The organism is Salana multivorans (assembly GCF_003751805.1).
Taxonomy (GTDB): Bacteria; Actinomycetota; Actinomycetes; order Actinomycetales; family Beutenbergiaceae; genus Salana; species Salana multivorans.
This window is the reverse complement of sequence record NZ_RKHQ01000001.1, coordinates 2,785,388-2,799,162: the sequence shown is the minus strand read 5'-3', so window position 1 is coordinate 2,799,162 and position 13,775 is coordinate 2,785,388. Positions and strand designations below refer to the sequence as shown.

Sequence of the window (13,775 nt, the reverse complement as noted above, 5' to 3'; positions counted from 1 at the left end):
ATGAAGGTCGGACGGCGAGTCGACCGCACGCTCCATGGGCTGGCGGCAGCATGGTGACCTGCACCTATGCCGGGCTCGCTCTCGCGACCGACCCTGACCCGAGCACCCGTACATCGTCGAATCCATCCAGGGATGGCATGACGGCGCACCCGATGCCACGACCGAGATCGAGCACTGGTCTGGAGACGGGACCGTCTCGCTATGGGAGCGACTGGGGGCTCGCACGGTCGAAGTCTCGGGCGTAATAGACGCCAGCGGCCCAGACGCGGACGACGCTCTCGCCGCGCTGCGTCGACCGCGACGCGGCGCCCTCGCCATCGACGGCCTTGAGTGCGACGTGCGACGCGTCGACATGAACACAACGCGGCTCGAGCGACGTGGGGATTCACCCTCTACCTGCGAGCCGACGACCCCCTGCGCTACCGGCCGACCCCACTCGGGCTCACGTCTGGCCTGCGGCAGTCCTCGCGAACCCGGGCGACGCCACGTCGTGGCCCAGGCTGAGCATCACAGGCCCCCGTCGCAGCCCTCACGGTCACACACCCCTGGCGGCACCTGGAGCCTCGCCGCCGACATCCCCCGCCGATCAGGCAGGCAAGGTCTTCATGCGCGACGGCGAAGTGTGGCGCGCGGGGGCTCGCTGGGACGTCGAAACCACGGGCCGCGAAGGTCGTCGTCCCGCCCGGCGGCGCCAGCGTGACCGCGACATGGACAGGAGACGGCGCCGTGACGGTGAGTTCATTTCGAGGCGTGGGCCTGATGCGCATCCGTGTCTGGGCTGCGAAACGCGCTCAGTGGCGAGGTCCTGGGTGAGCTGCGACTCGCCGGCGGCGGCGACTGGTCAAGCCACCTTGAGGGCGGCGAGTGCACCGCCTCGATCTCGGTCGGCCACCTGCTGCGCGCAGACGGCGAGAGCATGGACGAGGATGCCGTCGCGCGCGTCGTCGACCTGACGGAGCCCGGCCGTCGCGTCCTGCTCGTCACCGACGGCCAGCGCCTCCTCGGCGAGTGGCTGATCTGGGAACGCCACGACGACGACCGGGTGTGCTCACCGTGATGGGACGCGAGTGGACCGCGTATCCGGAGCAGCGGCTGCTCAGCGCTGCGCTCAGCACAACGGACGATCAGACTGAGCATCGCGCAGGACCCTGCTCGCCGAGGCGTTCACAGGCGGACAGGGCGTCCAGATCGCCATCCCGCCGGCGGTGTCAGGAGTGACCCGGACCGTCGACATGCGAGCCGGTACGCCTGTCGCGGAGAACCTCCACACGCTCATGGCGGTCGAGGACGTTTCGACTGGGTCGTGCGATCGAGCGTCGAGTGTCCACAGACGGCGGACGTCCCGCGAGGGTGCTGCGCTCTGCTCGAGTGGGGGCCACCCCGTGCTCGCTCGCACCCCCGAGTCCGCGATGCTCAAAATGGGTCGGCCCGGCGCTCGCGCGGGTGCCGTCATGCAGATCAGCCGCGGCGTCGACCACTCTCGGTCGGGCATCGCGTGTCGTCGGAGTCGGCGCCGGCCAGGGTCACCGCCCACCGCCGACGTCAGCCGCTTGCGGACGCGGTTGCTGTCGAGCGTCAGCGGCTCTTCTCCTCGATCTCCGACCCGGCCGGAGATCGCTCGCCTCGCCCAAGCGTTGTTGACGCCGCCCAGCAGCGGCGACACTCCGACCGAGGTGAAGGTGCTTCTCGCTGATCGGCTCGCAGGGTGGATTCTGCCCGGTGATAGCGTCCGGATCGTCGCCGCGTGGACGTCGACCCAACCGTCCGGCTGGGACGCTGTGCAGCGAGTCGGCGAAGGTCACGTTCCTCGTCGTCGGCCATGAGGTCGCCGAGGTCGTCATCCGGGGTCGCGGACCCGGAGGAGCGCTTCCCTGGCCCCCGACGCTCGCGAGCAATGCGGCCGGCACTCGCGGCGCGCTCGGCGGGCTCGCCCTCGGCGGGCTGTTCGCCTGCCTCCCGCACCCAGCCCGCCGACCATGCTGGACCGTCGACGAGCGGGTGGGGGGTCGCTCCCGGCGACTATGCCGCGCGCAGCGAGGTGACGTTCTCCTGGGTTGCGCCGACGACCAACGTTGATGGCAGCCCGCTGACCGATCTGGCGGGCTTCGACGTCCAGTGGGTGCTGGATCACGGGAAGAGCCAGCTCGGATCGTCAGCCTCGGCGCGGATGCCTCGTCGATGGACGCGGCGTTCTCATCCCCGGACACTCGGTTCGCCCAATGGTGCGTGCCGTCAACAGCGCTGGACTGACGTCCGACTGGCGTCGATCGAGTTCCTGGCGATGTCCTACGGGGAGCTGACCGGGCGCACATCTGGGGCAATCTCCGCGACAGTGTCGACGAGCTTGGTACTCGGCCGACGAGAACGCGGCGCGGGACGACGGGCAGGACTCGCGCCTGGACTCGCTAGAGGAGTCGGATCAGGTGACCGACTCCGAACAGGCGATCCAGGACGGTCGGCTCGACACGCTCGAGCAGGAGAAGGCGTCGGGCGCCGACGTCGAGCTGGATCAGTGGCGTCAGGACCAGCAGCGCCGCGCCGGCGACCAGGACCTCGGGCGGCGGATCTCCGCCGCCGAAGGGCCGCAGCCGAGAAGGCACGCCAGGAGGCCGCCGCTGAGGCGCGCCGGCCGGGCACGGCTGGAGCAGGCGCGGACCGAGGCGGAGCAGAAGGCCCGCGAGTACGCCGAGGCGCAGGCTGAGTAACGCGCGGCAGGATTGGCCGAGCAGGAGCAGCTCGGCCGGCAGCACTCCCGGGAGATCGGCCGCGTCCGCGACCGGGTCGAGAACCTCGAGGAGGAGGTGCGCCGCGCCAAGGAGGGCGGCGACAACATCTCCTCGTGGGCCGAGAAGGCCGAGGCGGACAAGGCCGCGCAGGACGGGGTGACTCGGCCAGTTGCTCGGGTGGATCGACGAGCTTTTCGGGGAGTCGAACTCCAGCCAGCAGAAGGGGTGGCAGCACGACTCCTGGATCCTGTCGCTGCAGGACCTCACGCAGTCCCAGGGCACTCGGATCGGCGCGGTCGAGGGCGAGGTCGTCGGCGCCCGTGGCGGGTGGCCCACGCTGAACGGCCGCATCAACAACGCTGGCGACCGGATCATCGCGGTGGAGAGTGAGGTCTCCACGGCGCGCGGTACGCACGGCTCGCTCGGGTCCCGGCTGACCGGGATGGACGGCGTCTCGACAGGGCTGGGCTCCCGGATCGGCGCGGTGGAGGGTGAGGTCGTCGGCGCCCGTGGCGGGTGGCCGACCCTGAACCAGCGGATCAACAACGCCGGCGACAGGATCGTCGCGGCGGAGGGCAAGCTGAACGACCACGCGGGCTGGATCGACACCCTCTGGCCCCTGCTGGGCCGGATGAACGCGGCGGAGTCGCGATCTCGGGGCTGTCCTCGCAGATGTCGGGGAAGGCGTCGGTCCTCGTCGTGAACAACCTCGCGTCGGCGCTCAAGCACGCTCCGCGATGGCCGTCGCCGCACTCGCCGCCTACACCGGGTCGCTGCGCAGTGCGATCAAACAGCCTCCACCCCGGCACGAACCTGCCGGCACCCCCGACTATCCCACCGTGATCGGAGACGACGCCATGCCTGAGATCGAGCTGGTTCCTGGCCCGCAGGGCGAGCAGGGCCCCCCGGGGGCGCCCGGCCTGGACGGTGCTGAGGGCGCTGAGGGGCCCCAGGGTCTGGCTGGGCCGGCTGGTCCTGCTGGTGTTGACGGCGCGGACGGCGTCCAGGGGGTGGCAGGGTGAGCCGGGGCCGGTGGGTCCGCAGGGGCCGACTGGTCCGGTCGGTCCCCGTGGCCCGGCTGGTGGGCTGACGCCGGAGTACCAGGGCATCCTGGACGACGCGGTCGAGACCGCGACCACGTCCGCGACGGCAGCCGAGGCAGCGGCTGCGGCGGCGGTGCGGCAGCGTCTACGGCCACCGCGGCCAAGACCGCGGCCGAAACGGCGCGCGCCCAGGCGCAGGCGGCGCAGACCGCGGCGGAGACGGCCCGCACGGGCGCGCAGACCGCCCGCACCGCAGCCGAGAGCGCGAAGACCGCGGCCGAGACGGCGTCGAGCGCTGCGGTCCCCGCGGCGACCGCAGCGCAGACCGCGAAGGCGGCCGCGGAGGCGGCCAGGGCGGCGGCCGAGCAGGCCGCCGCGGACGCGCAGGCGCCGACCGACTCGATGGTCGCTACCCTCCTGGACGACGCCGGGTCGGCGACCCGTGCCGCGGCCGAGGTGATGGTCCGCGACGTTCTCGACCCCAAGGTCGTGCTGCGGTTCGGGCAGTGGAACATCTACTACGCCGGCGGAACCGACCACCCGTGGGCGGGCGCAAGGCCGGTCTCGCCGCGTCCGTCATCGCGGCCGGTGTGGACGTCCTGGCCTTCCAGGAGTCGGACTATCCCGGCCTGGCCGCGGACCAGTGGCCCGAGCTCGTCGCCGCCCTGAACACCGCGCCCGGCTCCTCGGGCGGTGGCGGGCGGTCACGATGGGCTCACGCTGCGGCGTCGCCTACGACGAGGCCGTGTGGGTCTGGACCGGGGTCGGGGGCAAGGAGCCCTCTGCCTGGGCCGAGCGGAACATGGTGTGGCTGCTGCTGAGCCACGTCGCGACCGGGGTCAACATCGTCGCGGCCGCCGACCACTGGCACCCCGACAACGGCGCCACCCGCAACACCCAGGCCTCCGACACCCACGCCCGGCTCAAGGCGATCGCGGACCGGTACCGGTGCACCACGGTGCTCGGGGTCGACATGAACGACTACGGCGCGACCTACGGCCAGCCCGTGACCCGGATGAGCGGCGGCGGGATCTTCAAGAACCTGAAGCTGGACTGCCCCGGCGTGCGGCGCCCGGAGTGGCCCACCTGGCACAACTGGAAGGCCAACCCGCCCTGGACCGACGCAGGGAACAGCCAGAACGAGTGGTTGGACACCATGTGGCTGCGCCACGGTGAGTACCTCACGGGCGGGATCTGGGCAGCCACCCTCCCGATCGCGACCGCTGCGCAGAGCGACCACCACCTGCTCACGGCTACGATCGCCGTCACGAACAAGCTGCCGCCCGTCGCCGGCTACGACACCGGCTGGCAGTACCTCGACACCTTCCAGAACGCGTTCGTGGCGGCGGCTGGGGAGGAGCGGCCTCAGGTCCGGGTACGGAATGAGCAGATCCTCGGGCGGGGGGTGCTCTCTCGGGCGAGCGCTCCGGCCGCGAACGCAGTCATGGTCGTCCTGCCGGACTGGGCCCGCCCGTCCCCGGCCGCTGTCGGCGAGGAGAGCATGGTCCCCGTCGCGTCCTACGGCGCCACGACCTGGGTCGCGCCCGCGCTCGTCGGGATCCACCCCGACGGCAGCGTCCGCCTCAAGGCCGGCGACTACCGCTACATCTACCTCGACGGCCTCAACATCCCCCGCGGCTAACTCCCGCTGCACCGCTCACCCAGCCCCCGCACCACCAGGCGCGGGGGCTCCGTCATGCCACCACACGAGAGGAGCCACCCCATGGCCTCCACCGATCCCGCGACCGTCCCTGGTGTCGACCTGACCGACCTGGACCTGACCGAGGTCCCGGCCGAGGAGGTCGGCGACCAGGGCACCGAGCCTGACCACGACCAGGTGGAGCCGGGGGCGTGAGCGCGCCGATCACCCCGAACGGGTGGGCCGTCGTGCCGGACTACGGCGACCCCGCGCTCGGGACCCTGGACGCGGTCGCCGGCCGAGGCAACGTCTTGGCCGGCGATGTCGCGGCCGTGCTGGGTGCGTTCTGCGCGGACTTCGCGCGCGAGGTCGAGCCGATCGTGAAGGCCGACTCCTGGGGGTACGCCCCCCGCAAGCAGCACGGCTCGGATCGCTGGTCCAACCACGCCTCCGGGACCGCTGTGGACCTCAACGCTTCCCGCCGCCCCGAGTTCCGCTCGACCTACACCGCCGCGCAGAAGGTGGCGATCCGCGCGCTCCTGGTCCGTTACCCCGTCCTGCGGTGGGGAGGGGACTGGTCGCCGGCGGAGCTCGACGAGATGCACTTCGAGATCGCCGCCAGCCCCGCCGTCCTCGCGACGTTCGCCCAGACTCTAGGAGGTGGCGCCATGGCCGCGCCCCGCATGACCAGTCCCGTCCAGGGGTACGTCTCCAGCCGCTACGGCTCCCGCTCGGGTGGCTTCCACGCCGGGCTCGACATCGCCGGCGGTGGCGTCTCCCGCACGGTGCGGGCGGCGTTCGCCGGCACGGTCGAGCGGATCGTGCGCGGACGAGCACGCGGCCAGTCCGCCTCCATCGGCGCGGTGCTCGCGCCGGGACGCTCCGGCAATGGCGTCGTGGTCCGCAACCCGGACGGGGAGCGTCAGCTCTACGGCCATGTCACCGCCGATGCCGGGCTCAAGATCGGCGACAACGTAGGGGTCGGGGACCGACTCGGTGTCACCGACCTGTCCGGCGTCACGACCGGCTACCACCTGCACTTCGAGGTGTGGACCGCGCGCGGCGCCACACGCAACCCCGAGATCGACTTCCGCACCTTCGACGTGACGCCCGGCGCGGCGCCGTACGTACCCGCGGCCCCGCCCGCGCCCGCACCGTCGAAGCCCGCGCCGAGCGCGCCCACCCAGCAGGCGCGCGACCCGAAGGTCCTGGCCTGGCAGCAGCGCGCCAACCGCTACGGGAAGGCCGGCCTGGTCGAGGACGGCGTCAAGGGGTCCAAGTCGCTCCGCTGGGAGGCGTGGGTCCGCCAGCTCCAGACCGCCCTCAACCGGTGGAAGGCCGTCGCCCCGAAGCTCGTGGTCGACGGCGACTACGGTGCGGTCACCGACAACGCCGTCTACCAGGCGCAGAAGGCCAACCCGGCCCGCTTCGGGCCGAAGCCCGACCGCGTCGTCGGCCCCAAGACGGTCCGCGCGCTCGGCATTCCCGCGAAGCCGGACGTGAGCTGACCCGCATGCCGTACGTAACCGCGCCGCCGTGGGCGCGCAGGGTCTCCTACGGTGTCCTGGTCGGGGTCTACACCATGGCCCTGGTCATGGGCGCCGGCGCTGTGCTGCTCACCCCGACCACGATCAGCGCACGGATGCCGCCGTGGCTGACCGACGCGTGGGGCGTGCTCGCCGTCGCTGGCGCCCTGGGGTGCCTGTACGGGGCAGCGACCCGCCGCTACCGGTGGGAGTGGGTCTGGCTGATCGCCCTCATCGGGGCCACCGTGGTGTACGCGATCACGGTCTGGGACATCGTGGGCGACGCCCCGACACGACTCGCGCAGGCCGGCGCGATCAGCACCATGGCCCTCAGCCTGACGCTGCGCTACGTCCAGCTCTGGTCGATCCGCTCCCGAGAGGTCGCAGCCCACAAGGTGCGGACGGGGGCGCGCGGGTGAACCTCGAGCACTGGGGCACCATCGTCGCGCTCGTCGCTGCCCTCGCCGGGATCATCTGGCAGGGCACCAAGGCCATCGCCGACGCCCGCGCCGGGGTCCACGCCCGCCACTCCACCGAGCGCCGCGACACCGTCGCCGACCGCGACGCCCTCATCGACCAGATGCAGGAGGAGATCACCGCGCTGCGCCTGCGCCTGGACAGGGTCGAGGCCCAGCTCGCGGTCGAGCAGGACTACTCGCGCCAGCTCGTCGACCAGATCTACCGCGGCGAGGGCCCACCACCACGCCCCCGCCCCACCACCGCCTGACCGCAAGCCCCACTCCTACTCATCTTCTAGTCGACCCCGAACTAGAAGATGCGGCCCCAACTTTCAACCGCGGCACCCGGTGAGTTGGAAGTTTCCGCGCACGCTCCAACCCGATCTGCACCAGGAGGAACCCCGCCATGCCCAAGCACGCCCTCGTCCGTCCCCGCTGGTACGCCGCCGCCGGGGTCCGCGCTCTCAAGACCGCGGCGCAGACCGCGGTCGCGCTCATCGGCACCACCGCCGTCGGCGTGACCGACATCGCCTGGCCCGGCGTCGCGTCCGCCGCCGCGCTCGCCGGCATCCTCTCGGTCCTCACCAGCCTCGGCGGACTCCCCGAGGTCGACGACACCGAGACGGCCGCCTCGTCCGTGGGCGACTGACCATGGTCACCCCTGTGGTCGTGCCGACGCCCGAGACGTGGCTGCCCGTCGTCGGCTACGAGGGACTCTACGAGGTGAGCGACCGCGGTCGAGTCAGGTCGCTGGACCGCCTCAGTGCCGCAGGGGCGCCGCAGAGGGGTCGCGTCCTGCGACCGTCGATCGCGAAGGGCGGCTACCCCATGGTGAGCCTGTATCGCGACCGGGGGCGCTCCACTAGGACCGTGCACCGTCTGGTTCTGCTCGCATTCGTTGGACCCGAACCCGAGGGTGCGGAGGCCTGCCACAGGGACGGCAACCCGACGAACAACGCGCTGCCCAACCTGTACTGGGGAACCCACTCCGAGAACATGCACGACGCCGTGAGGCACGGCCGCAACAGGCAGGCTCGTCGCACCACGTGCCCCTTGGGCCACCCGCTTGAGTGGCCCAACTTGGTGCCATCGACCTGGTGGAAGCATGGACATCGCCAGTGCCGGGCATGTCATCGCGAGAGAGCCAGGGCGAGCCACTTCGGAAGCGACTTCGATGCAAGTCAGGCAGACGTCGCTCTCGCCATGATCCGCGCCGAAGTTGGAGAGACGCACGATGAGACCGGCTACCAGGTGGCATGCCTCCACGGTCACCGGCTCGCCCCGCCGAACCTGGTTGAGTCCACATGGCGAAAGCACGGGCGTCGCGCATGTCGAGCCTGCCACCGGGAGCGCAGTAGCGCTCGACACGCTCGGCGCCCGTTCAGCGTCTCTGCCGCCGACGAGAAGTACGCGGACATCATGGCCGGAGTCGATCGAAGGCTGAGCACCTCCGTCTACGCCTCGCGGTCCGCTGCCCTCGCGTGCTGCACCGACCACGGCTAGCCTCGAAGGGTCGGGTGCCGCCGCCCCCTGCGGCATCCGACCCCAGCACACGACGACGCCCCCACCACCTCATCGCGAGGTGGTGGGGGCGTCGTTCGCGCTTTAGGCGCCCCCGCTCCACCGTCATGGTGGGGCGGGGGCTCTTGTCACGCCTGGGTGAGGTGGTGGCGGACGGTCTGGCCGGTGATGCCGTAGGCGCGGCCGATCTCGGCGTAGGAGGCGCCCGCCTCGCGCATGGCCCGCATCCGAGCGACCCGGTCGGGGTCGCGTGGCCCCCGAGCCACCCGCTGTGCCTGCCAGGTCGAGCGGCACTCGGGTGAGCAGGTCAGGGTCCGCCGGTCGCCGGGCCGATGCTCCCGCCCGCACACCACGCACACCAGCGGCGGGACCTTCGCGCGGAGGGTCGCGGCGATCTTCGGGGCCGCCTGGGGCGCTCGAGCGACCGCGGCACGGCGCATCACCTCGGGATCGCGCACGGCCGCCGCGCCCGCCTTGTCTGCGATGCCCGCCTGGAGCCGCTCGCCCTCGGGGCCGGCCATGATCCGCCGCTGCCGCGCCGCGTGCCTGGCGCGCAGGGAGTCCGAGACCAGGCCCCGCGACACAGGTAGGCCGTGCATGAGCTGGTACTCGCGCACCGTCATGGCATGCGAGCGGACCACGTGCCCACCGAGGTTCGCGTACCGGCGACCACACAGCTCGCACGTCAGGCGGTCGTCGACGCTCATGGCGTCGCGTGGCTGCGAGGGCTCGGACCTCCGGGGCCGACGAAGAAGTCGCCCACCCGGGCCGAGCCTCCTCGCGTTCGCCCACGAATGTCTCCGGCGCCGGCGATCACGAGCCCGGGGATCTCGTGAGCGGCGCGGGCGACCACGTGGCGCCACCAGCGGGCGGTCAGGTGCGCCGTGTCGGGACGTGCGGCGTGCATCTCCCGGTCCGTCCGGTACACCAGCACGGCCGGGGTCGCCTGGTCATGGAGCGCCGCGACGACCTCCCCGGCGATGGAGGCCGTGAATGCCTCGACCTCCTCGACCTCCTCCCGCACACGGTGCGGGATAGGGTCACGGCCGGACTCCCACCGGCGCACGGTGTCGGGTCGCACACCCAGGATGCCGGCGAGCGCGTCAGTCGTCAGACCGAGGTACTCCCTGACGGTCTGCAACTCCCCGGCTGTCATCCGCTCATCCATGCCTCGTCCTCTCGTGGTAGCGCAGCGCCCCACCCGCCGGTCGTGCGGATGGGGCGCTGTTCGTGCGTCAGGCGTTGTCGGCGGCCTCGGCTGCGGCGTCGAGGGCCTCGCGCATCCACTGCTCGTCAGCCGGGGCGATCTCTGCGGTCTCGTCGTAGTCGCGGCCCAGGTCGAGCGTCGCGGCGATCTCGTAGGGCTGAGCGTCGTACTCGGCGGCGAGAGTGCGGATCGTGGTCATGGTGTCCTCCGTGTGGACCCGGTGGTCTGGGGCTGATCCCCTGACCTCGTGACAACTACTCTACCCCACGGTTTGTGGGGCACCTAGTCCCGTCAGGCAGAATCTCACACTCTGAGACCAGCCTCAATGTCGGACCCCCGGCGCACACTCGACCCCATGACCCCCGAACCCGAACCCCTCGCCCCCCTGAATGCACGCAACCCACCAGCCGACCGTGAGCTGCGGGAGTACCCAGGCTCCCGCGACCCGCTCGTGGTCGCCCGACTCGTGTGGCCCGGCCGGATCGAGGTCCGCCCCGGCCGCGCGGTCCGACGCACCGAGTCCCTGGTCCTCGTGGAGTGGGAGACCCGCACCGGCCGCAAACGCAACTCCTGGCTACCCCGCGCCGACGTCGCGCGCGCCGTCCGGTTTCGCCGACGAGCTGACCGGGATGCGTGGCCGGCCGAACTCGCCGACCCGAAAGGAGGACGCGGACATGCCCGACGAAGAGGACCCGCAGCCGCCTGAGACGGACGAGCCCGCCCGCGAGCCCGTCCCGCCGTGGGACAGCGTCCGCGGCGTCCCGCTCCAGGCCCGCATCGACGAGCGCGTCACCACCCCCGACAAGCCCGTCCCAGTCAGGGTCTGGATCGACGCCGGCCGCACGGCCTGGCAGCACTGCGACGGCCTCGCCGTCGCCTGGACCCCACGACAGGTCCAGGTCGTCTACATCGACGTGCACGGACGACAGGGCACCACCTGGGTCTGGGCCAACGCCGTCACGAGGGCGTGAGAGCCGTGTCGGTATCGCGGCGGTATCGCCTGAAATGTGTAGACCAATGTGTAGACCAGGGCCATCCGGAGGCGAGTCCCCGGAGCAAGCGAAAGGCCCGGGATCGCTGCAATCCCGGGCCTGCGCCCTACCGTCGTACTTGGAGCGGATGACGGGAATCGAACCCGCACCATCTGCTTGGAAGGCAGAGGTCGGAGGGTAGACTGGTGCTCAGAAACGTTGGAAATCCGCCAGTCTGCATCGTCGTGATACCGTCGCGATACCGCCCCAATGTGTAGACCAATGTGTAGACCGGGCGCCGAGGCAGAGGATGTGGTGACCATGGTCGAGAGGAAGCCGAAGCGCGGACACGTCACCCGCTACGGCGAAGGCTCCTTCAAGTGGGTGCCCTCGCGCGGACTGTGGGTCGGCCGCTACGACACCGGACGGATCACGCCCGCCGGCACCAGGATCGTCATCACCGCCAGCGGTCGCGACGAGGACGCCGCCTGGCAGGCGTTCGTCGCCAAGAAGAAGGACTACATGCTCCACGGGCCCCGCGTGCCCGAGGCGCGGGCGAGCGAGACCGTGCGCACCTGGGCCGAGAAGTGGCTCCGGCACCGCGACGGGGAGGTCCGCGCCACCACCTACGCCCAGGACAAGACCAATGTCGTCCGGTGGATCGTCCCCGCGATCGGGACCATCCGCCTCGAGGCGCTCACCGCGGCGCACATGCGAGCCGTGGGCGACGGCGCGCTCAAGGCCGGGCGATCTGGCTCCACCGCCAACTCGGCCCAGCGCACCCTCACGAAGATGCTCAACGCTGCGAAGTCCGACGGGCACCGGGTACCAGACCGGATCTTCGCGGCCACCAAGGCCAGCCGAGGGAAGTCGGCCCGCACGAGGATGAGTAAGGACGAGGTCCGCGCAGTGTTCCAGCACGCCTACGCGACCCAGTCCGACGCGATCCGCTACGTCATCGCTGTGCTGTACGGCGCGCGACAGGGCGAGGTGCTCGGACTCACGTGGGACCGGGTACGCATCGACCCCACCCCCGAGCCGGACGCCGTGGTCGTCGGCGAGATCGACCTGACCTGGCAGGTGCAGCAGCTCCCGTACCGCGACCGTGCGGCAGGCACCTATCGGACCAAGCGGGGTGACGAGGTCGAGCAGCTAGTGGACTCCTGGCATCTCACTCGCCCGAAGACAGCGAGTGGGGCGCGGGCCCTACCGATCATCACCCCGGTGGCGAAGGAGCTCGCGGCGTGGCGCGAGAAGTGCCCGACCGGGAAGGCGAACCCGCACAACCTCGTGTTCCCACGCATCGACGGCGCGCCGCGCTATCGCGGCCACCCCCGCAACGACAAGGCCGACCTCGCCACATGGAAGGAGCTCCAGCGCGCGGCCGGGGTCTACAAGCGCGCGCCAGACCCCGCCGTCGAGGGTGACGAGGGCGAGTTCTACGTGCTCCACGAGGCCCGGCACTCGATGATCTCGATGCTCGCCGACGCGGGGACGCCGCGCCACATCATCGAGATGCTCGTAGGGCAGACCGAGCTGGTCGAGGGGTACGTCCACGGGGAGCTGGAGGCCGCCGGTCGAGCCGTGAGCGACGCCCTGGCTGACCTGCTCCCTGCGCTTGATCCGCCCACATCAGCCTCTCCGGCTTGATCGGCGCTCGCTGCGGGCGTCCCGGAGTCGTCGGAGCCGGCCCACGGTCACGGCGTCGTGCTCCCACGCTTCGGGCCGTTCGATGAGCGCGTTGAGCGCCTGGTTGTAGCGCGTCTCCGACATGTCGAGCTCGCCCCGGATCGCGTCCGCCTTCACCGCGCCGTGCCGCCACGGCCGGCGCTCCAGATCCAGCATCGCCCGGTCACGGTCCGAGAGGGTCGTCATGCCGCGACGGTAGCGGCGGGGTGCGACAAGTACGGCCCGGGGCCGGGTCGGGGTCAGTCGAGATCGTGGACCCACCCCTCATAGCCGTCATAGAGGCCGAGGAGCACGAAGTCTCTCGACGCGAACAGCGCACGGCTGGCCGCGTTGCTTGGATGCACGTAGGCGAACACTCCGCAGTCAAGGTCGTTCTCGTCTCGCGTGCGACGGAGTACCTCGAGCGACACGTCGAGGGCGTCGCCGCCGAGCCCAAGCCCTCGATGTCGAAGGGACGTGGCGATGGCGAGGATGCGTAGGTCCCCCTGGTCTGGGTCGAACGCGAGGTAGGAGGCCACGGCGACATCAGCCACATCCATGCCGAGGATGAGCATCTCGTCCGATGGTCTCGGGAGCCTCAGGCCGCGTAGTCGTGACTGGACCTCTAGCTCGTATGGTCGAGGATGGTGCCGTCCGCGATGGGGTTCATACAGCAACCCAGGGGGATCCGTGCAGACGAACTTCTGGAGCGCGTACTCGTGAACTCCCGACGGGTTAACCCACGAGATCGCCACGCCGACCAGCGAGCCAGGCCCGCATGTCGGCACCCTCTCGCTCCCCCATCGGCCTGCCTGCGCCCGTGGTGGAGTGACGCCACGCGTACTCCTCGCGCTCCACATCCGTCAGGCCGTCGTTGCCAACAGCCCGGTCCATCTCCACGCGAGGGCGGGGGTGTGCCTGCGGCTTGAGTGCTGCGAGCGGGGCCATGACAGGACTGTAGCGTGCCGCAGCGGGACGTAGCGCCGCATAGCGGGTCGTGAGTCGTGAAGGTGTTG

The 13,775-nt window shown here is 71.2% G+C and carries 17 protein-coding genes and 1 tRNA gene; 12 read left to right on the top strand and 6 right to left on the bottom strand.

Annotation, left to right across the window (positions count from 1 at the left end; all coding sequences use genetic code 11):
- Positions 1 to 769: 769 nt before the first annotated feature.
- The 10 genes from EDD28_RS12185 to EDD28_RS18210 all read left to right on the top strand — a co-directional run bounded on the left by EDD28_RS12185 (position 770) and on the right by EDD28_RS18210 (position 8,895).
- Positions 770 to 1,057 (top strand): hypothetical protein, encoded by a 288-nt coding sequence (locus EDD28_RS12185; RefSeq protein ID WP_123739831.1) that lies wholly within the window; start codon positions 770 to 772, stop codon positions 1,055 to 1,057.
- A 1,366-nt stretch (positions 1,058 to 2,423) separates the two neighbouring features.
- Complete coding sequence (locus EDD28_RS12180; RefSeq protein WP_123739830.1) at positions 2,424 to 2,705, top strand: hypothetical protein; 282 nt, start codon at positions 2,424 to 2,426, stop codon at positions 2,703 to 2,705.
- A 190-nt stretch (positions 2,706 to 2,895) separates the two neighbouring features.
- Entirely contained in the window at positions 2,896 to 3,429 is a 534-nt protein-coding gene (locus EDD28_RS12175; protein ID WP_123739829.1) for a hypothetical protein, read from the top strand.
- 1,049 nt (positions 3,430 to 4,478) lie between these two features.
- Positions 4,479 to 5,411 (top strand): hypothetical protein, encoded by a 933-nt coding sequence (locus tag EDD28_RS12170; protein ID WP_123739828.1) that lies wholly within the window; start codon positions 4,479 to 4,481, stop codon positions 5,409 to 5,411.
- An 81-nt stretch (positions 5,412 to 5,492) separates the two neighbouring features.
- Complete coding sequence (locus EDD28_RS18105; protein WP_281272558.1) at positions 5,493 to 5,624, top strand: hypothetical protein; 132 nt, start codon at positions 5,493 to 5,495, stop codon at positions 5,622 to 5,624.
- Positions 5,621 to 6,916 (top strand): M15 family metallopeptidase, encoded by a 1,296-nt coding sequence (locus EDD28_RS12165; RefSeq protein WP_123739770.1) that lies wholly within the window; start codon positions 5,621 to 5,623, stop codon positions 6,914 to 6,916. Before EDD28_RS18105 ends, EDD28_RS12165 begins: the two co-directional genes overlap by 4 nt.
- A 5-nt stretch (positions 6,917 to 6,921) precedes the next feature.
- Positions 6,922 to 7,353 carry a hypothetical protein gene (locus tag EDD28_RS12160; RefSeq protein WP_123739769.1) on the top strand — a complete coding sequence of 144 codons (432 nt, stop codon included), beginning with the start codon at positions 6,922 to 6,924 and terminating at the stop codon, positions 7,351 to 7,353.
- A complete protein-coding gene (locus EDD28_RS12155; protein ID WP_123739768.1) occupies positions 7,350 to 7,661 on the top strand; it encodes a hypothetical protein in 312 nt (103 codons plus the stop codon). The genes EDD28_RS12160 and EDD28_RS12155 overlap by 4 nt, the downstream gene beginning before the upstream one ends.
- A gap of 137 nt (positions 7,662 to 7,798) precedes the next feature.
- Positions 7,799 to 8,041: a holin gene (locus EDD28_RS12150; protein WP_123739767.1), complete on the top strand. Its 243-nt coding sequence runs from the start codon at positions 7,799 to 7,801 to the stop codon at positions 8,039 to 8,041.
- A gap of 2 nt (positions 8,042 to 8,043) precedes the next feature.
- Positions 8,044 to 8,895, top strand: coding sequence for an NUMOD4 motif-containing HNH endonuclease (locus tag EDD28_RS18210; RefSeq protein ID WP_211339176.1), 852 nt, complete (start codon positions 8,044 to 8,046; stop codon positions 8,893 to 8,895).
- Between the two features lie 146 nt (positions 8,896 to 9,041).
- Here the strand turns inward: EDD28_RS18210 and EDD28_RS12140 are convergent, their stop codons facing one another.
- From EDD28_RS12140 to EDD28_RS17440, 3 genes are all read right to left on the bottom strand, one after another.
- Positions 9,042 to 9,620, bottom strand: coding sequence for a helix-turn-helix domain-containing protein (locus tag EDD28_RS12140; RefSeq protein ID WP_123739766.1), 579 nt, complete (start codon positions 9,618 to 9,620; stop codon positions 9,042 to 9,044).
- On the bottom strand, positions 9,617 to 10,069 hold the full coding sequence (locus EDD28_RS12135) for a helix-turn-helix domain-containing protein (RefSeq protein WP_211339175.1): 453 nt from the start codon (positions 10,067 to 10,069) through the stop codon (positions 9,617 to 9,619). The genes EDD28_RS12140 and EDD28_RS12135 overlap by 4 nt, the downstream gene beginning before the upstream one ends.
- A 79-nt stretch (positions 10,070 to 10,148) precedes the next feature.
- Complete coding sequence (locus tag EDD28_RS17440; RefSeq protein WP_170169452.1) at positions 10,149 to 10,319, bottom strand: hypothetical protein; 171 nt, start codon at positions 10,317 to 10,319, stop codon at positions 10,149 to 10,151.
- A gap of 475 nt (positions 10,320 to 10,794) precedes the next feature.
- On the opposite strand from EDD28_RS17440, the gene EDD28_RS12130 reads away from it, so the two are divergent.
- Complete coding sequence (locus tag EDD28_RS12130) at positions 10,795 to 11,091, top strand: hypothetical protein (protein ID WP_148059604.1); 297 nt, start codon at positions 10,795 to 10,797, stop codon at positions 11,089 to 11,091.
- 140 nt (positions 11,092 to 11,231) lie between these two features.
- Here EDD28_RS12130 and EDD28_RS17435 read toward each other — a convergent pair.
- Positions 11,232 to 11,322, bottom strand: a tRNA-Gly gene (locus EDD28_RS17435).
- A 90-nt stretch (positions 11,323 to 11,412) separates the two neighbouring features.
- Between EDD28_RS17435 and EDD28_RS12125 the strand changes: the two genes are divergently transcribed.
- Positions 11,413 to 12,741 (top strand): tyrosine-type recombinase/integrase, encoded by a 1,329-nt coding sequence (locus tag EDD28_RS12125; RefSeq protein ID WP_170169462.1) that lies wholly within the window; start codon positions 11,413 to 11,415, stop codon positions 12,739 to 12,741.
- On the opposite strand, the gene EDD28_RS12120 is transcribed toward EDD28_RS12125, so the two are convergent.
- Positions 12,724 to 12,966: a DUF3263 domain-containing protein gene (locus tag EDD28_RS12120; RefSeq protein ID WP_123739826.1), complete on the bottom strand. Its 243-nt coding sequence runs from the start codon at positions 12,964 to 12,966 to the stop codon at positions 12,724 to 12,726. The two genes, EDD28_RS12125 and EDD28_RS12120, sit on opposite strands and share 18 nt — an antisense overlap.
- Positions 12,967 to 13,019: 53 nt before the next feature.
- Positions 13,020 to 13,334, bottom strand: coding sequence for an N-acetyltransferase (locus EDD28_RS12115; RefSeq protein ID WP_123739825.1), 315 nt, complete (start codon positions 13,332 to 13,334; stop codon positions 13,020 to 13,022).
- Positions 13,335 to 13,775 lie beyond the last annotated feature (441 nt).